Annotated in this window: 17 protein-coding genes; 11 read left to right on the forward strand and 6 right to left on the reverse strand. The window is 68.1% G+C overall.

What is annotated here, in order from left to right; translation table 11 throughout:
- The first annotated feature begins 165 nt into the window (after positions 1-165).
- On the forward strand, positions 166-840 hold the full coding sequence (locus ACSMFO_RS36415) for a peptidylprolyl isomerase (RefSeq protein WP_436462106.1): 675 nt from the start codon (positions 166-168) through the stop codon (positions 838-840).
- Positions 841-882: 42 nt separating this feature from the next.
- Here the strand turns inward: ACSMFO_RS36415 and ACSMFO_RS36420 are convergent, their stop codons facing one another.
- The gene (locus ACSMFO_RS36420) at positions 883-1,176 is read right to left on the reverse strand and encodes a hypothetical protein (protein WP_436462107.1); all 294 of its coding nucleotides are present in this window, start codon (positions 1,174-1,176) and stop codon (positions 883-885) included.
- Positions 1,173-1,400, reverse strand: coding sequence for a hypothetical protein (locus tag ACSMFO_RS36425; protein WP_436462108.1), 228 nt, complete (start codon positions 1,398-1,400; stop codon positions 1,173-1,175). The genes ACSMFO_RS36420 and ACSMFO_RS36425 overlap by 4 nt, the downstream gene beginning before the upstream one ends.
- A 563-nt stretch (positions 1,401-1,963) precedes the next feature.
- On the opposite strand from ACSMFO_RS36425, the gene ACSMFO_RS36430 reads away from it, so the two are divergent.
- The 3 genes from ACSMFO_RS36430 (at position 1,964) to ACSMFO_RS36440 (ending at position 8,253) form a co-directional block, all read left to right on the forward strand.
- Positions 1,964-3,052, forward strand: coding sequence for an acyltransferase family protein (locus tag ACSMFO_RS36430; protein WP_436462109.1), 1,089 nt, complete (start codon positions 1,964-1,966; stop codon positions 3,050-3,052).
- Positions 3,053-3,195: 143 nt separating this feature from the next.
- Positions 3,196-6,804 (forward strand): methionine synthase, encoded by a 3,609-nt coding sequence (gene metH, locus ACSMFO_RS36435; protein ID WP_436462110.1) that lies wholly within the window; start codon positions 3,196-3,198, stop codon positions 6,802-6,804.
- 12 nt (positions 6,805-6,816) lie between these two features.
- Complete coding sequence (locus ACSMFO_RS36440) at positions 6,817-8,253, forward strand: PLP-dependent aminotransferase family protein (RefSeq protein WP_436462111.1); 1,437 nt, start codon at positions 6,817-6,819, stop codon at positions 8,251-8,253.
- Between the two features lie 54 nt (positions 8,254-8,307).
- On the opposite strand, the gene ACSMFO_RS36445 is transcribed toward ACSMFO_RS36440, so the two are convergent.
- Positions 8,308-9,036 carry an alpha/beta fold hydrolase gene (locus tag ACSMFO_RS36445; protein WP_436462112.1) on the reverse strand — a complete coding sequence of 243 codons (729 nt, stop codon included), beginning with the start codon at positions 9,034-9,036 and terminating at the stop codon, positions 8,308-8,310.
- Between the two features lie 48 nt (positions 9,037-9,084).
- Between ACSMFO_RS36445 and ACSMFO_RS36450 the strand changes: the two genes are divergently transcribed.
- Positions 9,085-10,335: a cytochrome P450 gene (locus tag ACSMFO_RS36450; RefSeq protein ID WP_436462113.1), complete on the forward strand. Its 1,251-nt coding sequence runs from the start codon at positions 9,085-9,087 to the stop codon at positions 10,333-10,335.
- A 52-nt stretch (positions 10,336-10,387) separates the two neighbouring features.
- Here the strand turns inward: ACSMFO_RS36450 and ACSMFO_RS36455 are convergent, their stop codons facing one another.
- Positions 10,388-11,845 carry an MFS transporter gene (locus tag ACSMFO_RS36455; protein ID WP_436462114.1) on the reverse strand — a complete coding sequence of 486 codons (1,458 nt, stop codon included), beginning with the start codon at positions 11,843-11,845 and terminating at the stop codon, positions 10,388-10,390.
- Positions 11,846-11,931: 86 nt separating this feature from the next.
- On the opposite strand from ACSMFO_RS36455, the gene ACSMFO_RS36460 reads away from it, so the two are divergent.
- Positions 11,932-12,318: a MarR family winged helix-turn-helix transcriptional regulator gene (locus tag ACSMFO_RS36460; RefSeq protein ID WP_073849040.1), complete on the forward strand. Its 387-nt coding sequence runs from the start codon at positions 11,932-11,934 to the stop codon at positions 12,316-12,318.
- Between the two features lie 108 nt (positions 12,319-12,426).
- Here ACSMFO_RS36460 and ACSMFO_RS36465 read toward each other — a convergent pair whose 3' ends face one another.
- Positions 12,427-13,323, reverse strand: coding sequence for an LLM class flavin-dependent oxidoreductase (locus tag ACSMFO_RS36465; RefSeq protein ID WP_436462115.1), 897 nt, complete (start codon positions 13,321-13,323; stop codon positions 12,427-12,429).
- Between the two features lie 108 nt (positions 13,324-13,431).
- Here ACSMFO_RS36465 and ACSMFO_RS36470 point away from each other — a divergent pair, with 108 nt between their 5' ends.
- The 5 genes from ACSMFO_RS36470 to ACSMFO_RS36490 all read left to right on the forward strand — a co-directional run bounded on the left by ACSMFO_RS36470 (position 13,432) and on the right by ACSMFO_RS36490 (position 17,169).
- A complete protein-coding gene (locus ACSMFO_RS36470) occupies positions 13,432-13,860 on the forward strand; it encodes a hypothetical protein (protein WP_436462116.1) in 429 nt (142 codons plus the stop codon).
- A complete protein-coding gene (locus ACSMFO_RS36475; protein WP_037342341.1) occupies positions 13,854-14,069 on the forward strand; it encodes a helix-turn-helix transcriptional regulator in 216 nt (71 codons plus the stop codon). The genes ACSMFO_RS36470 and ACSMFO_RS36475 overlap by 7 nt, the downstream gene beginning before the upstream one ends.
- Before the next feature lie 14 nt (positions 14,070-14,083).
- Entirely contained in the window at positions 14,084-15,046 is a 963-nt protein-coding gene (locus tag ACSMFO_RS36480; protein WP_436462117.1) for an NAD(P)-dependent alcohol dehydrogenase, read from the forward strand.
- A gap of 83 nt (positions 15,047-15,129) precedes the next feature.
- Positions 15,130-16,665, forward strand: coding sequence for an alkaline phosphatase D family protein (locus ACSMFO_RS36485; RefSeq protein WP_073849042.1), 1,536 nt, complete (start codon positions 15,130-15,132; stop codon positions 16,663-16,665).
- 162 nt (positions 16,666-16,827) lie between these two features.
- Positions 16,828-17,169 carry a hypothetical protein gene (locus tag ACSMFO_RS36490; RefSeq protein ID WP_073849043.1) on the forward strand — a complete coding sequence of 114 codons (342 nt, stop codon included), beginning with the start codon at positions 16,828-16,830 and terminating at the stop codon, positions 17,167-17,169.
- A 37-nt stretch (positions 17,170-17,206) separates the two neighbouring features.
- Here the strand turns inward: ACSMFO_RS36490 and ACSMFO_RS36495 are convergent, their stop codons facing one another.
- On the reverse strand, positions 17,207-18,070 hold the full coding sequence (locus ACSMFO_RS36495; protein ID WP_436462118.1) for an alpha/beta fold hydrolase: 864 nt from the start codon (positions 18,068-18,070) through the stop codon (positions 17,207-17,209).
- Positions 18,071-18,096: the final 26 nt, after the last annotated feature.

Genomic DNA, 18,096 nt, shown 5'->3' on the forward strand with positions numbered 1-18,096 from the left:
ACAATCACCACCGCGGCCACACCGCACTCGCCGGCAAACCACCCGCCAGCCGCGTCCCCAACCTCCCAGGTCAATACACCTAGGCGCAAGGATGGGGGCCTTCATGTACTTGGCGAGGCGTGAACGGCTACCCGACGACCATCCTTTTGGGTTAGGTTCCCCCTCATGAAGCTGCGCTGGGGTGTCACCGCTGTCGTTTCCGCTCTCGCCGCCGTGTTCCTGCCCGGCGTCGCCACCGCCGCGCCCGCCACGGCGTCCCTGCCGATCGTGCGCTGCGAGTTCACGCCGACACCGGAAAACCCCGCGGCCCGCCCGGTGTTGCCGCCGCTCCCCTTCGCGCTGACTCGCGGCACCGTCGACGTCACCTTCCGCTTCAACTACGGCCCGGTGACCGTCCGGCTGAACCGCGCCGGTGCCGCTCCGTGCGCCGTCCACAACCTGGCGAGCCTTGCGCTGCAGCGCTTCTACGACCGCAGCCAGTGCTGGCGCCTGACGAACTCCTCGCGCCTCGGCGTCCTGCAGTGCGGAGACATCTACGAAGCCGAAAAGGGCGGGCCGGGCTACAAGTTCCCGGACGAGGTCGACGGCACCGAGACCTACGAACGCGGCACCATCGCCATGGGCAACCAGGGCCCCGGCACCAACGGCAGCGAGTTCTTCATCGTGCACTCGTTCGCGAACATCCCGAAGAACTACTCGGTGATGGGCAAGGTCGTGCGGGGCATGGAGGTGCTGGACCGGATCGTGGCGAACGGGATCATCCCGACGGATCCGAACGGTCCTGCCGATGGACTGCCCGCGAAGCCGGTGAAGATCCAGAAGGCGACCGTGGGCTTCTGATCAAGGGTAGGGATCTCAACCCGCAGAATTCGGCGAGCACGCTCAGGGCTGATGCCGGACGAAGTCGGGAATCCCGTCGGCCGACGCCGGATCCTTGATCGGGTACAGCGTCATCCCTTCCGGAGCGCGGGCACGCGAGATCTGAATGCCGTGCAGACACGCATTACACCAGAGATGGACCGTGGCGAGACGACTCTCCGGATAGCCGAGATACCTGACTTCCAACCGGTTCTTCTCGCAACGCGGACACGGATGGTGATCGATCCGGTCCGAACCTCCGTCAATGACGGAAATCAGCGTCGAAATCCAGCCGGTTCGCCGGGAATTCCGTTTCACTGCGGACAGCCTCGGAGTTGCCGGGCTCCTTCGAGCCCACCCACGCCCGCCAGTTCGATCTTCGCGCTGTGCGGCGAGTCCAGCAGCTCGACCGGCCGTTCGTAACGCAGGATCATCACGATGCGCAGATCGACCTTCGTCGACCTGTCATCCTCGAAGACCGCGGTGGAGAGAAAGTCGCCGACCGAGACCTGCTCACCACCGAGCCTGATCACTGCTGCCATGACCATCCGCACTTTCGGGTACTGCTGCCGTGGAACCACCATACGGAGTGGTTGTCGGCCGAGCGCAGCTCGATCGAACGCATCACTACCTTTCTCCGACGTCACGGGCGAATGAGTCGAAGTCGTCCCTGTTGATCGACTTCGTAGGCCCCGTCGAGGAAAGGTCCGCCCCGCAATCGGTGGACAGGTCCACAGACCGCGCGCAAAGCGAACATCGACTCTCCTCCATCCGATCCGAAAACGACAATCCGCCCTTCGACGACCCCGGCGAGTCGCGCGGGCAGAGCACCGAGCAGTCCCACGACCACATGTCTCACCGGATGCACGAAACCACCGTTGCCGATATCCGGCAACGACACTTGATCATGAAGGTGGCGATCCGCTTTCAAGGAAACAGATCACCATTGATGATGGTCGACCGTTACCAAATAACGGAACACGCTGTAGCGGCCTTTACTACACACAGAAAACACACAGCCCCCTCACAGGAACCAGTATTTCACCCTTTAGAGTGACGCATCCGCATCGGCCCGACTACCGGTGACGTTCCTGGGGGTTCAAGCATGATGACGCACGAGCAGTACCTGTCCACGAAGAGATTCCCGGCCCTCGACGGGCTGCGCGCGATCGCCGCGCTCCTCGTGGTGGTGTTCCACTACGGAGGACCGTCGTGGGCCATGGCCAACGGGTGGATCGGCGTCCACCTCTTCTTCGTTCTTTCCGGCTTTCTGATCACCACGCTGGCACTGCGTGAAGAAGACCGAAACGGCAGGATCTCGCTCGCGAACTTCTATATCCGTCGTGCGTTCCGCATTCTTCCCGTGTATTTCGCGGTTCTGGGCATCATCATCGTGTTCACCTATCTCCGCGGTCAGTACGCCTCCAGTGGGCTCGCCGGAGCGATGCCGTACTTCCTGACCTTCACCAACGAATTCGCCCACAACGCACCTTTCGGTCAGTCGTGGACGCTGGGAGTCGAGCAGAAGTTCTACCTCGTCTGGCCGTTCCTGGCCTTCGGCATCGCGGCGTTGAGCTTCCCGAAGCGGCTGGGTCTGGCGATCGGCCTGATCGCGCTCATGATCGCCCTGATCCCGGTGATGCCCTACGCCGGCGCTTACTCGCCGATCATCATCGGTTGCGCGCTCGCCATCGGCCTCCACTACCGCAAGGGCTTCGCGGTCCTCCGCGTCTTCACCCATCCCATCGCCTGCTTCGTCCTGCTCGCGGTTCTCGTCGTCCTCCAGATCCACATCACCGACATCGAGGCCTTCTTCCAAGACGGCGGCACGATCGGCGGCACCACGTACGCGGTGTTGGTCGCGCTGTTCGTCACGTCGCTGATCCCGCGCGGCCCGATCGCCTGGCTCTTCTCCACCCCTCCGATGCGGTTCATCGGCGAGCGGTCGTACTCCGTCTACCTCCTGCAGGGGGTGGCGGCGACGGTGGTCGCGCTGTCGATTCCCCAGCTGGGCATCCACCGGACCCTGACCGCGATCGCCGTGACCGTCGTCGCCCTCGTCATCTCCGACGTCCTCTACCGCTGGGTCGAGGTGCCGATGATCGACGTCGGCCGCAAACTGGTCGCCCGCCGCAGGCCCGCACCGCCTCGTCCCACGATCCGGGAAGCCGAACCCGCCCTGGCCAGCGGCTGAGCAATTCAGGCGAAGCGCCCTTGTGCGGGTCCGGTACTCTGGTCGCCAAGGTCGAGAGGCGCTGCAACGGACCGCGGGGTCCGCCACGCTCGGCCCCGGACTTCACCGCAAGGGCGCCTCCCACGACATGGGAGGAGCGCTGGATGGAAACGACCGCCCTGCGAAAGCTGCTGAACGAGCGCATCGTGGTGCTCGACGGCGCGTGGGGGTCGATGCTCCAGAACGCCGGCCTCAAGCCCGAGGACTACCGCACCGAGCGGTTCCAGGATCACCCTCGTGACATCACCGGCGACCCCGACCTGCTGAACATCACCCGGCCGGACGTCGTGCTCGACATCCACCGCCAGTATCTGGACGCCGGCGCGGACATCACGACGACGAACACGTTCACCGCCACGACCATCGGCCAGGCGGATTACGGGCTCGAGCATCTCGCGTACGAGATGAACCTCCGCGGCGCCCAGATCGCGCGCGAAGCGGCGGACGCGGCGGGCGGGAAGTTCGTCGCCGGGTCGGTCGGACCGCTGAACGTCACGTTGTCGCTGTCCCCCAAGGTCGAGGACCCGGCGTTCCGCGCCGTGACCTTCGACGAGGTGTACGCCGCGTACGCCGACCAGATCAAGGCGCTCGCCGAAGGCGGCGTGGACCTGCTGCTCATCGAGACGATCTTCGACACCCTCAACTGCAAGGCCGCGATCGCCGCCGCGCGTGACGTCGCGCCGCATCTGCCGCTGTGGATCTCGGTGACGATCGTCGACCTGAGCGGCCGGACGCTGTCCGGGCAGACGGTCGAGGCCTTCTGGAGCTCCATCGAGCACGCGGATCCGCTGCTCGTCGGCGTGAACTGTTCGCTGGGCGCCGAGGAGATGCGCCCGCATATCGCCGAGCTGTCCCGCCTCGCGGGCACGTACACGGCCTGTCACCCCAACGCCGGCCTGCCGAACGCGTTCGGCGGGTACGACCAGACGCCCGAGGAGACCGGCGGGCTGCTCGGCGACTTCGCCACGGCGGGGATGGTCAACGTCGTCGGCGGCTGCTGCGGCACGACCCCCGCGCACATCAAGGAGATCGCCGACGCCGTCCGCGGGATGGCGCCGCGGCACGTCCCGGAGCCGAAGGCGAACACCCGGTTCAGCGGGCTCGAGCCGTTCGAGATCGGCAAGGACACCGGGTTCGTCATGATCGGCGAGCGGACCAACGTCACCGGATCCGCCAAGTTCCGCAAGCTGATCGAGGCCGACGACCACCAGGCCGCCGTCGACGTCGCGCTGGAGCAGGTCCGCGGCGGGGCGAACCTGCTGGACGTCAACATGGACGCCGACCTGCTCGACAGCGAAAAGGCGATGACCACGTTCCTGAACCTCATCGCCACCGAACCCGAGGTCGCCCGGCTGCCGATCATGATCGACAGCTCGCGCTGGACGGTCCTCGAAGCCGGGCTGAAATGCGTGCAGGGCAAGGGGGTCGTCAACTCCATCAGCCTCAAGGAGGGCGAGGAGCAGTTCCTCCAGCAGGCCCGCCGCATCCGCGACTACGGCGCCGGCGTGGTCGTGATGGCCTTCGACGAGCAGGGCCAGGCCGACACGGCCGACCGCAAGGTCGAGATCTGCGGGCGTGCCTACGACCTGCTCACGAGTGAGGCCGGTTTCGTCGCCGAGGACATCATCTTCGACCCGAACGTGCTCGCGGTCGCCACCGGGATCTCCGAGCACAACGGGTACGCCAAGGCGTTCATCGACGCGCTGCCGCGGATCAAGGAACGCTGCCCCGGCGTGCACATCAGCGGCGGTATCTCGAACCTCTCGTTCTCCTTCCGCGGCAACAACGTCGTGCGTGAGGCGATGCATTCGGCCTTCCTGCTGCACGCCGTGCGCGCCGGGCTGGACATGGGCATCGTCAACGCCGGGCAGCTCGCGGTCTACGAAGACATCCCCAAGGATCTGCTGGAACTGGTCGAGGACGTGCTCTTCGACCGCCGCGAGGACGCCACCGACAGGCTGGTCACGTTCGCGGAAACGGTCAACGGCAAGGGAACCCAGCGCACGGTCGACCTCTCCTGGCGGGAGAACACGGTCGAGGCGCGGCTGAGCCACGCGCTGGTGCACGGCATCGTCGACTACATCGAAGAAGACACCGAGGAAGCGCGTCAGAAGCTGCCGAGGCCGCTCGAGGTCATCGAAGGCCCCCTGATGGACGGCATGAAGATCGTCGGCGACCTGTTCGGATCCGGGAAGATGTTCCTGCCGCAGGTGGTCAAGAGCGCGCGCGTGATGAAGCGGTCGGTGGCCTACCTCGAACCGTTCATGGAGGCCGAGAAGGAGAAGGCGCGCCTCGAAGGCCGCGTCGAAACCCGCCAGGGCAACGGAAAGGTCGTCCTGGCGACGGTCAAGGGCGACGTGCACGACATCGGCAAGAACATCGTCGGCGTCGTCCTCGGCTGCAACAACTACGAGGTGATCGACCTCGGTGTGATGGTCCCGGCTTCGGTCATCCTGGACACGGCCGTTTCCGAGGGCGCCGACGCCATCGGGCTTTCCGGCCTGATCACGCCGTCGCTGGACGAAATGGTCAACGTCGCCGCCGAAATGGAGCGGCGCGGGCTGAAACTGCCGTTGCTGATCGGCGGTGCGACCACCTCGCGCCAGCACACCGCGGTCCGCATCGCGCCCGCGTACGAACACACGACAGTGCACGTCCTCGACGCCTCCCGCGTCGTCGGCGTCGTCGGCGACCTGCTCGACGCGGACCGCGCCGAAATCCTCGACAAGAAGAACCGCGAGGACCAGGAAGACCTGCGTGTGCAGCACGCGAACAAGCAGCGCACGCCGTTGCTGACGGTCGAGCAGGCCAGGGCCAACCCGGAGAAGGTCTCCTTCGACGACATCCCGACGCCCGCGTTCACCGGCGTCCGGTACGTCTCGCCGTCGCTCACCGAGCTGCGCGAAATGATCGACTGGACCTTCCTGTTCCTGGCCTGGGAGCTGAAGGGCAAGTACCCGGCGATCCTGGACAACCCGGTGGCGCGCGAGCTGTTCGAAGACGCGAACACCCTGCTGGACCAGATCATCGCCGAGGAGCGGTTCCAGGCCAAGGGCGCGTACGCGTTCTGGCCGGCGCACTCCGAGGGTGACGACATCATCCTCGGATCGGGCGTCAAGTTCCCGATGCTGCGCCAGCAGACCAAGAAACCGCTGTCGCGGCCCAACCGCTGCCTGGCGGACTACATCGCCCCGGCGGGCGCGGGCGATCACCTCGGCGGCTTCGCGGTCACCATCCTCGGTGCCGAGGATTTCGCGGCCGAGTTCGAGGCGAAGCAGGACGATTACCGCGCCATCATGGTGAAGGCGCTCGCGGACCGGCTCGCCGAGGCGTTCGCCGAGCATCTGCACCTCCAGGCGCGGCGGGACTGGTTCGAACCGGACGCCGATCCGAAGCTGGAAGACCTGCACGCCGAGAAGTTCCGCGGCATCCGCCCGGCGCTGGGCTACCCGGCGAGCCCGGATCACAGCGAGAAGCAGGAGCTGTTCGACCTGCTCGACGCGGGCAGCTTCGGCATGGCACTGACGGAATCGTTCGCGATGACGCCGGCGGCGAGCGTCAGCGGGCTGATCTTCGCCCACCCTGCTTCGCGGTACTTCACCGTCGGGCGGCTGGGCAAGGACCAGATCGAGGACTACGCGGTCCGTCGCGGCCTCGAACTGTCCACAGTGGAACAGTGGCTCCGCCCGAACCTCGCCTACGACCCCGAATGACACAATGATCCGGTGACTGCCGAGGGCTCGGACTTCCTGCAGCTGGACATCGGGGACGCACCGCCGGGGCGCCGGTCGGACTGGCTGGCGTCGCGGTTGCGGCACGCCATCTCCGACGGCCGCCTGCCGGTCGGCAGCAGGCTGCCCGCGACCAGGGCGCTGGCCGCGGACCTGCGGGTCTCTCGTGGGGTGGTGACCGAGGCCTACCAGCGGCTGGTCGAAGACGGTCACGTCGCCGGACGCGGCCGCGCGGGCACGGTGGTCGTCGCGGCGCCCGCGCGGACGAAGGAGCAGGCGGCACCCGGTCCCCCGGCCGCTGGCACGATCTTCCAGCCCGCGCCCGGGATCGGCGTCTTCGACTCGCTGCGGTCGACCCCGGCGCGGATCGACCTGTCCCCCGGCGTGCCGGATCTGACGGCGTTCCCGCGGACCGCCTGGTTACGCGCGGAACGCACCGTGCTCAACGACCTCTCGGCGGCGGCCTTCGGCTACGGCGACCCGCGGGGCGCGCCCGCGTTGCGGCTGGCCATCGCGCACTGGATCGCCCGCACCCGGGGCATCACCGCCGACGCCGACGACGTGCTGATCGTCGCCGGTGTCGCGCAGGGTCTCGGTTTGCTGGCGCAGGTGCTGCGCGACAACGGGATGTCCGAGATCGCCATCGAGGATCCGAGTTCGCTGGGCGCGCGGCAGCATCTGCACGACCGGCGGCTGGCGACACCGCCGATCCGGGTCGACGAAGACGGGATCGACGTCGACGAACTCGTCCGCAGCGGCGCGCCCGCCGTGCTGCTCACGCCCGCGCACCAGTTCCCGACCGGTGTCGTGCTCGGCGGGGAACGCCGTCGCGAGCTGATGCGCTGGGCCGCGGACGGCGGGCTGATCATCGAGGACGACTACGACGCCGAGCACCGCTACGACCGCCCGCCGGTCCCCGCGCTGCGCTCGATGCTCGCCGAGCAGGTCTGTTACGCGGGCAGTGTGTCGAAGTGGCTCGCGCCCGCGCTCCGGGTCGGTTGGATGCTGGTGCCGCCGCGATACCGGGACGAGGTGGTCGCGGCCAAACGGTTCGCCGACCTCGGCAACGCCGTCCTCCCGCAGCTGGTGCTCGCGCATCTCATGGAATCCGGCGAGATGGAACGGCAGCTGCGGTTCGTGCGCAAGCGGCATCGCCGCCGCCGGGACGCGATGATCGACGCGCTCCGGACGCATCTTCCGGACGCCGTGGTGCACGGCGCCGCCGCCGGGCTCCATCTGACGATCACCTTCGACGGCGAGTTCTCCGACCTCGACTTCGCCGCCTCCGCGCTGGAGCAGGGGGTGAAGGTGCAGCCGCTGTCGTGGCACTGTCAGCGGCCGATGAATCCCGGCCTCGTCCTCGGGTACGGGGCGAGCCCGGCGAGCGACATCGCCGAGGGCATCGCGACCCTCGGCCGCCTTCGGCGCTAGCCACCCCCGCGTTTCGTCCTCTGAATGCGGTGGTTCGACGGCGAACTACCGCATTCAGAGGACGAATTGCCCGAGGAAGGCCAGGAGCACGGCCGGGTCTTCGACGTGGGCGTTGTGACCCAGTCCGGGAAGCTCGACGGAAGCATCGCTGAGCGCGCGAAGCTGTTCGGGCCGGCTCATGGGGTCGTGCTCACCGGCGGCGAGGGCGACCGGGCAGCGCGCCGCGCCGAGCAGGCCGGGCATGTCGGGAGCGCCGACCGCGAACGCGCGGGGGTCCAGGGCCAGTCGCCAGCCGCCCTCGGTTTCGACGATGCCGTCGGGATCCGCTTCGGCCAGGCCGGTGAGCCCGGCGATCTTGAGAAACGCTCGTTCGGCGTCCTCGCGGGCCGGGAACACCCTGGGCGGTTTCGCCGCCATGTCGGCGGCCTTCGCGAGGTCGGTCTCGCTCCAGTCGACCTTGACGCCCACCGCGAGCAACCCGTCGACCCGGAGCCCGAACCACCCGCTGGCCAGCACGAGCCCGACCACGCCGCCCAGGGAGTGGCCGATCACCAGCAGCGGACCGCGTTCCGGGAGCGCCTCGGCGACCGCCGCGGCCAACCCGCCGAACGAGTAGTGCGCCGAGTGCGGTGAGGCCCCGTGCCCTGGCAGGTCGGGCGCCAGCCAGCGGTAGCCGGGTTGCAGCATCAGGCCGTCCCAGACCGCGCCCGTCGCGCCGAGGCCGTGCAACAGGAGCACGGCGGGGCCTTCGGTTCCGGCGGTGCGCATCTTCAGCTTGTCCACCGGACGGATCTTTCCTCAGTCCCCGGTGCGCGGGCTAGTGTCGACGCCGTGATCACCGATCCGGACGTGTACACGCGGGGCGTGCCGTACGAGCACCTCGCGGCGCTGCGCCGGAAGTCGCCGGTCGTACGCGTGGACGATTTCTGGGCCGTGCTGCGGCATTCGGACGTCAAGCACGTGCTGAAGAACCCGAAGCAGTTCTCGTCGCACCTCGGCGGGACACAGATCCGGGATCCGGCGACCGAGCAGGATCTCGGATACGTCCGGCGGATGATGCTCAACATGGATCCGCCCGAGCATGCCCGGCTGCGGGGCCTGCTCACGAAGGCGTTCACGCCGCGCGCGGTCGACAGGCTGACCGAGCGGATCCAGGGCTGGGCCAGGGAGCTGATCGCCGGGGTCCGGGACAACGGCGAGTGCGACTTCGCCACCCTCGCCGCCGATCTCCCGTTGCTGACGCTCGCCGAGGTCTTCGGGATCCCCGAACAGGACCGGCGGCTGATGTACGACTGGAGCAATCGCGTGATCGGCTACCAGGACGCCGATTACGCGGTGAGCGCGACGGTCGACGCGGGCGACGTCACCGATCTCGCGCGGGCGGCGCTGGCGGTGCGGCCGGTTCCGGGACCGGACGGCGCGATGCCCGATCCGCGCACGCGGGCCGGGATGCCGGATCTCTACGCGTACGCCACCGCGCTCGGCGAGTACAAACGCCGGCATCCCGGCGAAGACGTGATGAGCAACCTGATGGGGCACGTGGAAGACGGCGGCCGGGTGTCCATCGCGGAGTTCGAGAACCTGTTCTGGCTGTTTTCCGTGGCAGGCAACGAAACACTGCGCAACGGCATCCCCGGTGGGATGCTGTCGTTGCTGTCGCATCCGGATCAGTACCGGCGGCTGCTGGCCGACCGTTCGCTGCTTCCCGGTGCGGTGGAAGAGATGTTGCGCTTCTGGACGCCGGTCATGCACTTCCGCCGGACCGCGACCGAGGACGTCGTTCTGTCCGATGTGGACATCCGCGCGGGCGAGAAGGTGGTCGTCTGGTTCTCCGCCGCGAATCGCGACGAGACCGTCTTCGAGGACCCGGACCGCTTCGACATCGGCCGCACTCCCAACGACCACCTGACCTTCGGGCACGGTCCGCATTTCTGCCTCGGCGCCCAGCTGGCGCGGGTGCAGCTGCGCGCGATGTTCGAAGCGGTCCTGGATCTGCTCGGCGAGGCCGAACTCGCCGGTGAACCGGTGCGGTTGCGGTCGAACTTCCAGAACGGGCTGAAATCCTTGCCGATCCGCTGGTAGCGAAGGGCCCCTTCCCGCCCCCGAGCGCGGGAAGGGGCACCTCACCCCCTGATCATTCGGCCGCGGCGTACTCCGGCTCGGCGATGGCGGAGCGAGCTTCGGCCTTGCGCAGCCCGACGACTCCGGACAGCGCCACCAGGACACTGATCACGGCGATGCCGGTGACGACGGTCAGCGCGGGCGCCAGACCGTTCAGCAGCGCCGCCGGGCCGGTGGCCCCGCCGGAGTTGCCGGTCAGGACCGCGGTCACCACGGCGAGCCCGATCGCGCCGCCGACCTGGATCGACGTGTTCAGCAGTCCGCCGGCGAGCCCCTGCTCGTCGTCGGAGATGCCGTTGGTCGCCTGGATGTTCAGCGACGAGAACGCCAGCATGAAGCCGATGCCCAGCAGGATCATGCTCGGCAGCACCGAGCCGGCGTAGCTGGAGGTTTCGTCGATCCGCAGGAACAGCGCGTACCCGATGACATGGGCGACGACACCGGCGAGGATCGTGCGCGGGGTGCCGAGCCGGTCGATCAGTGGCTCGATCCGAGGCGAACCGAAGGCCACGATCAGCGCGGCGGGCAGGAATCCGAGCGCGGTCTGCAGCGCGGACCAGTGCAGCACGTTCTGCAGGTACAGCATCACCACGAACTGGAAACCGATGTACGCGCCGAAGAACGTCGCGCCACCGAGGTTGGCGCGGGCCAGCGGACCCGAGCGCAGGATGCCGAGCCGGAGCAGCGGGTGCTTGCTGCGCTTCTCGATGAACACGAAGGTGGCGAGCAGGGCGAGCGCGAGGGCGAACGAGATCAGCGTCCGAGGCGCGGCCCAGCCGATCTCCGGCGCCTCGACCACGGCGAAGACCAGCAGGAGCGAACCGGCGGCACCGGTGATCGCGCCGGGGAAGTCGTAGCCACCGCCCGTCTGCGGCTCGTAGGACGGGATCAGCTTGATCGCGGCGACCAGCGCGGCGATCGCGATCGGCACCGGCAGCAGGAACGTCCAGCGCCAGCCCACCTCGGTGAGCAGGCCGGAGAAGACGAGGCCCGCGGAGTAACCGCTGGCACCGAACACGGCGAAGATGCTGATCGCCCGGTTGCGGGCGGGACCTTCGTGGAAGGTCGTGGTGATGATGGACAACGCGGCCGGTGCGGTGAACGCGGCGGCCAGGCCCTTGATGAAGCGGGTGGCGATCAGCAGCGCGCCGTCGTCGACGAGACCGCCGAGCAGGGAAGCGAGCGCGAAGACCGCGACGGCGACGAGGAAGACCCGGCGCCTGCCGAGCAGGTCGGCGGTGCGGCCGCCGAGGAGCAGCAGGCCGCCGTAGCCGAGCACGTAGGCGCTGATGATCCACTGCAAGGCGCCGGTGGAGAGGCCGATGTCGGCCTGGATGGACGGGAGGGCGACGGCGACCATCGACACGTCGAGCGCGTCGAGGCCGACGACAACGGACACAGTGAGCAGGACACCCCAGAGGCGCGCGTCCCACCTTGTCGAGCTGGTGGACAGCTGCACGGAAGAACTCATGATCCGTACAGTACATGCACACGCATCTAATGCAAGTGCATTTAATGACTTTGCATAAAATTCATGTGCATGCTAACTTGGGCCGCGTGAGCGACGTCGCCGAAGAAGACCTGCTGCGGGAGTGGCACGACCTGTCCGCCCGGCATGCGGCGGTCTTCGGTCGGCTCGAGTGCCGGCTGCAGGAGCGCCACGGGCTCGGCGTCACCGAGTTCGAAGCCCTCGAACGGCTGGTCACCTGCGTGGTCGGCAAATGCCGCGCGGCCGACCTGACCGAGGTCGTGCACTTGAGCCAGAGCGCCACCTCACGGCTCGTCGCCCGTCTCGAGCGTGAGGGCCTCGTCCAGCGCGCGCTCTGCGAATCGGACCGGCGCGGGATCTTCGTCGTCGTGACCGACGAGGGCCGTCGCCGCTACGAAGAGGCGAAGCCGACGCACCGGGCGACCCTCGAAGAGACCCTCACCATCGACGCCTGACACCGGCGGGTCTCCGCCCCTTTGGCTTGTACATGAAGGCCCCCTTCACTGCGTCCAGCGCAGTGAAGGGGGCCTTCACGTACCTTGCCACTCACGAGGCGATCGTGGTCAGCCCCGCGCCAGCTCCTCGCGAACCGCGGGGACGACTTCGTTCCCCCAGCGCCCGAGCGCGCTGTCGGTGGAGGTTCCGTCCTCGACCGGGAAGTAGATGAACCCCGCCGCGCCGTGGTCGCGCACCGCCGAGACCAGTTCCTCGGCCCATTGCTCCGGTGAACCACCGATCCAGCGCCCGTCGTCGTCACGCGGGGACGCCACCGGGTTTTCCGTTATGCGGCCGGGGAAGTTGTAGATGGTCGCGATCTCACCGGGGTCCCGGCCCGCGTCGACGGCCGCCTGGTCGATCACCGGACGGGATTCGGCGAACCGGGGGCTGAGCCAGTCCGCGGCGTGTCCCGGGATCCAGCCGTCGGCCAGTTTCCCGGTCACCGCGAGGGATTTGGGCCCGACCGCGCCCGTCCAGACCGGCGGCGCGGTCGCGGCGGCGGGCACCAAGCCGTCGACGGAGTAGAACTCCCCTTCGAACGTCACCGGCGCCCCGCCTCCGGAAAGCGCCTTGATCAGGGTGATCGCCTCCCCCATCGCCCGGACCGCCTCGGCGGGCGTCCGGTGCTCCACCCCGAGCTTGGCGATCTCCCGCCAGAGCCCGCCCGCGCCGATCCCGAGCGCGACGCGGCCGCCCGAGAGCGCCGAAAGCGACGTGATCGTCCTCGCCAGCATCGGCGCGGGACGGCTCGGCAGGTTGGTGACGTTGACGGCGGCCGTCACGCGCGACGTCCTGCCGAGGATCACGCCCAGTGCCGCGTAGGCGTCCAGCCGGTCGGCGAAGTACGGGTGATCGGACAAGCTGACCAGGTCGAGTCCCGCGCGGTCGGCCTGTTCGGCGTGCCGCAGAAGGTCGTCCACCTCGCCGACGCCGGTCTCGAGGCCGAATCCGAACAGTGCCATCACCACTCCTTGAGTTCGCAGTACGCACTATTTGTATCACGAACTAGTTCTCGGTGTCGAAGTAAAGAATCTTTGACATGATGTCCAGAACTCTTTACCTTGGATTTCGTGGCACTGGAAGAGAAACGCGCGTGGATCACCGCGGTGGTCACGATCTGCGCCTACGTGGTGTATCTGATCGTCGTCCTCAGCCGAGCGGGCTCCGGCCCGCTCGTCGACGTCTCCTACGTGGCGACGTTGCTGTGGACGATCGGGGCGGCCATCGCGGCCACGATCGTGCTGAACATCGCCGTGACGATCGCCGCGCCGCGTGACGACGACCGCAAAGACCAGCGAGACCGCGAGATCGGCCGGTTCAGTGACCACATAGGACAGTCGTTCGTCGTGATCGGCGGTGTCGCGGCGCTCGTCATGGCGATGGCGGAACTGGACCACTTCTGGATCGCCAACACCGTCTACCTCGCCTTCGTGTGCTCCTCCCTGCTCGGCTCGCTCGCGAAGATCGCCGCATACCGCGAGGGGTTCCAGGCGTGGTGAAACCGACCAAGGTCACGAACTCCATCCGCGCCCTGCGATTCGCCAAGGGCGAGATGACCCAGGCCGAACTCGCGAACCGGATCGGCGTGACGCGCCAGACGGTCATCGCGATCGAGCAAGGCCGCTACTCGCCGTCACTCGAGATGGCGTTCCAGATCGCCCGGGCGTTCGGCGTCGGGCTCGACGATGTTTTCCAGTACCCGGACTAGGAAAAGAGGCAGCCATGAAGGCGATCGTCCAGAACGAGTACGGCACCACCGACGTCCTGCAACCCGCCGACCTGCCCGAACCCGAAGCAGGACCGGACGGCGTGGTCGTGCGAGTCCGGGCGGCGGGGGTCGATCCCGGCGTCTGGCACCTCATGGAAGGCTCGCCGTATCTGGTGCGTCTGATGGGTTTCGGGGTACGGAGACCGAAGGCCCGCGTTCGCGGGATGGACTTCGCCGGTGTCGTGCACGCCGTCGGCGGCGAAGTGACACGATTCCGGCCCGGCGACGAGGTTTTCGGTACCTGTCAGGGATCCTTCGCCGAGTACGCGTTGACCACAGTGGACAGTATCGCCCGGAAACCGGAGCGGCTCGGCTTCGACGAGGCGGCCGCCGTTCCCATCTCGGCCTTCACCGCGCTCCAAGCGCTCCGGGACAGGGGCCGGGTCGCGCCCCGGCAGAAGGTCCTGATCATCGGCGCGGGCGGCGGCGTGGGCACCTTCGCGGTGCAGATCGCCAAGGCGTTCGGCGCCGAAGTGGACGGCGTATGCGGCACGGGCAAGGTCGACCTGGTGCGTTCGCTCGGCGCGCCCCGGGTCTTCGACTACACCCGCGAAGACTTCGGCGGCGGCTACGACCTCATCGTCGACACCGCCGGCAACCGGTCGCTGACCTCGCTGCGGAAGTCCCTGACTCCGCGAGGCACTCTCGTCCTCGTCGGCGGGGAGACCGAAGGGAAATGGATCGGCGCGGTGGGCCGCACTCTGCGGGCGCTGGTGCTCGGGCCGTTCGTGAAGCAGAAGCTCCGCGGCCTGATTTCCACGGAGAACCAGGACGATCTGCAGACGCTGCGCGCGCTCATCGAGGCGGGGAAGGTCACGCCGGTGATCGACCGCGCCTATTCGCTGGCCGAGGCGCCCGAAGCCGTCCGCTACGTGCGGGACGGGCATACGAGCGGCAAGGTCGTCATCACCGTCTGATGTTCTCCCCCGCGTCGACCTCCGGCCATCTCGGCGGTGTTCGGTATCGGAGAGCGATCCGCCGAGCGCCGAGGAGACCACCGATGTCCGTCAACCGCCGGGACCTGTTGCGAGGCGCCGCCACCGCCGGTGCGCTGGGGCTGGCCTGGCCGTTGAGTTCGCGGATGACGGTCGCGCAGGCCGAGGAGGCCGCCGTCGCACTGGGCGCGACCTGGGACGAGGCGCCGTTCACGCTCGGCGTCGCGTCCGGCGACCCGGTCCCGTACGGCGTCGCGCTCTGGACCAGGCTCGCGCCGAAACCGATGGAGTTCGAGCAGCCGCTGGACGACACCGTCGAGGTCGGCTGGGAGGTGGCCACCGACCGCGGCTTCCGCCGTCGCGTGGCGCGTGGGACGGCGGCCGCCACCGCCGGGGCCGGACACAGCGTGCACGTGCCGGTGTCCGGGCTGGAGCCGGGCTCGCAGTACTACTACCGCTTCCACGCGCTCGGCAAGGTCAGCCGGATCGGCCGCACCCGCACCGCGCCGGTCGGGCCGGTCCGGCGGGTGCGGTTCGCCTCGGCGAACTGCCAGGCGTTCCACGACGGGTTCTACGCGGCGCACGCCGGGATCGCGCGGGAGGAGCTGGACTTCGTCGTCCACCTCGGCGACTACGTCTACGAACACGGGCAGGTCGGCGGCAACCCGCTGCGCGACCACGAAGGTCCCGAGGTGCTGACCCTGCCGGCGTACCGGCGGCGCCACGCGCTCTACAAGTCCGACCCCTCGTTGCGGGACGCCCACGCGGCCCACCCCTGGTTCATCACCTGGGACGATCACGAGGTCGTCAACGACTACAGCGGCACCACCCCGTCGTTGCGGGCGCGACGCTCGGCGGCGTATCAGGCCTGGTTCGAGCATATGCCGGTGCGCCCGGACCACCCCTCGACGCCGAGGATCCACCGTCAGCGCCGCTGGGGCGACCTCCTCGACCTGTCCATTTTGGACCTGCGACAGTACCGCTCGGCGCAGAACCTGCCCGACGGCACGATCCTCGGCGCGGACCAGAAGGCGTGGCTCAAGGACCAGGTGACCGGGGCCGGCGAGGCCTGGCACTGCTGGGTGAACTCGATCATGCTGAGCCAGCTGGCGAAGCCCGGCGGCGGCTACATGTTCACGGACCAGTGGGACGGCTTCCTCGCCGAACGCAAGGAGGTGCTGACCCACGTGGCACAGAGCGGCCTCGAAGACCTCGTGGTGATCACCGGCGACTGGCATTCCGCGTTCGTCGACGACATCCGCCCGGACTTCGCGGATCCCACCACCCCCGTGATCGGCACGGAGTTCACCGCGCACTCGGTCACCTCCGGCGCCTACTCCCCCGAGTGGAACGCCACGAACGGACCGAAGATGGGCGCGGCCAACCCGCACCTCAAGTACTTCGAAGGCGACCGGTACGGCTACGACGTCTACGAGGTCACCCCGCGCCGCTGGAGCACGCACATGCGGGTGATCGGCGACCGGCGCGACCCGCGTTCCCCGGTGAGCACCCTGACGACGTTCCACGTCGACCGCGGCCGGGCCGGGTCCTATGAGGACCGGTCCACCAGCACGTCTCCGGCACAGTACCGGCGGCGCTAGGCCAAAAGGGGAGCCGGGAACTCAGAAGAGGGGCGGCGACGCCCTTTCGGAGCAGCGCGGTTCACCGCACGCGTTCTCGTTTCACCTGCCCGATGAATTCACGACAATTCTTCCGTGCGGCTAATCTGGCCTTTCCACTGGGAACCAGACGCGGGAGAAACAATGAAGAAGAAAATCGCCGCTTTAGTCATGGCCGCCTTTTCGGCGGCCGGATTCCTGGCCGCCTCGCCGGCCGCCGCGGCGACCGAAGGCCAGTTCCCGCCCTACGGATGCGACAGCAGTCGCTACGGAATCCTCTTCGGTGAGGGCATTTCGATGACCTGCTTCTCGCTGCCGAGACACTCGGAAACGTACCGGGTGGTCGCCCACTGCGCGTCCGGATCCTCCTTTTGGTACACCGTCGGCCATTGGGTGCCGATCGGTTTCGGCCCGTCGACCGCGGAATGTCACGGCGCACTGCTTTCGAGCGCCTACGTGGCCGGATATCACGTAGACGACTTCTAATATCCGAATGCAACGATGTTGATCTTGGCGGCGCCTTTCAGCGTCCGCTCCCGGCTGGTCCCCACCGGCCCACTTCCGCGGTGAGCCACCGATGCAGGGAAAACGCCAGTTCGACCGGCGCGTCGTACTGGATCAGATGCCCGGCATCGGGAATGACGTCCAGAAGGGCACCCGGAATCGCGTCGGCGAGCTGTTCCGCGCGATCCACCGGTATCCAAGTGTCGTCCGCGCCCCAGATCACCTTCACCGGCAACTCGAGTTCCGGATAGCGGTCCTGGATCTCATCGGTGAACCGGACGTCCGCCTCGGCGATCTGCCGGTAGAAGGCGCGTTGCCCCTCCTCGTCCAGCCAAGGCCCGGTCAGGGTGGCCAGTTGCGCGCCGGTGAGACCTCGCTGGGAGGCCGTCCCGATGTAGGACTCGAGCGCACCCTTGTGCACCGTCGGGGGCTGCGCCTGGAAGACCTCGGCGTTCTCGGCGACGAGCCGGAAGAACTCCGAACCCCATGGCCGCAGCGCGACGACGTCCACCAGCGCGAGCGAGGCGTACTCCGCACCGTGCAGCAGCTTCGCGCGCAGCGAAACGGCTCCGCCGTAGTCATGGGCGATCACGTGCGGGGCGGCCAGCCCCCAATACGTGAGCAGGTCGGCGAAAAGCTCGCCCTGCGTGCCGAGATCGACGGCGTGGCCGGGATCCTTCGACGAACGACCGTATCCGGGCATGTCCCAGACGTGGACGGCGAACTCCTCGCTGAGCGCTCGCGCGAAAGGCGCCCACAGTTGCGCCGACCACGGTGTCCCGTGGCACAGCACCACCGGGGCGCCTTCGCCGAGGCGCTCCCACGCCACCGAACGGCCACGCCACTCGAACGTCCGCGACAACTCCAGTTCGCCGAAACCCATGATCGCGATCGTAGTAGCGGCCGTCC

The organism is Amycolatopsis sp. w19 (genome assembly GCF_051373225.1).
GTDB classification, from domain to species: domain Bacteria; phylum Actinomycetota; class Actinomycetes; order Mycobacteriales; family Pseudonocardiaceae; genus Amycolatopsis; species Amycolatopsis japonica.

Bases quoted from the DNA above. Each gene is read 5' to 3' on its own strand.
- ACSMFO_RS36480 (WP_436462117.1), top strand. From the start codon at position 14,084: ATGAAGGCGATCGTCCAGAACGAGTACGGCACCACCGACGTCCTGCAA.
- metH (WP_436462110.1), top strand. From the start codon at position 3,196: ATGGAAACGACCGCCCTGCGAAAGCTGCTGAACGAGCGCATCGTGGTG.
- ACSMFO_RS36455 (WP_436462114.1), bottom strand. From the start codon at position 11,845: ATGAGTTCTTCCGTGCAGCTGTCCACCAGCTCGACAAGGTGGGACGCG.
- ACSMFO_RS36430 (WP_436462109.1), top strand. From the start codon at position 1,964: ATGATGACGCACGAGCAGTACCTGTCCACGAAGAGATTCCCGGCCCTC.
- ACSMFO_RS36490 (WP_073849043.1), top strand. From the start codon at position 16,828: ATGAAGAAGAAAATCGCCGCTTTAGTCATGGCCGCCTTTTCGGCGGCC.
- ACSMFO_RS36465 (WP_436462115.1), bottom strand. From the start codon at position 13,323: ATGGCACTGTTCGGATTCGGCCTCGAGACCGGCGTCGGCGAGGTGGAC.
- ACSMFO_RS36495 (WP_436462118.1), bottom strand. From the start codon at position 18,070: ATGGGTTTCGGCGAACTGGAGTTGTCGCGGACGTTCGAGTGGCGTGGC.
- ACSMFO_RS36485 (WP_073849042.1), top strand. From the start codon at position 15,130: ATGTCCGTCAACCGCCGGGACCTGTTGCGAGGCGCCGCCACCGCCGGT.
- ACSMFO_RS36425 (WP_436462108.1), bottom strand. From the start codon at position 1,400: ATGGCAGCAGTGATCAGGCTCGGTGGTGAGCAGGTCTCGGTCGGCGAC.
- ACSMFO_RS36415 (WP_436462106.1), top strand. From the start codon at position 166: ATGAAGCTGCGCTGGGGTGTCACCGCTGTCGTTTCCGCTCTCGCCGCC.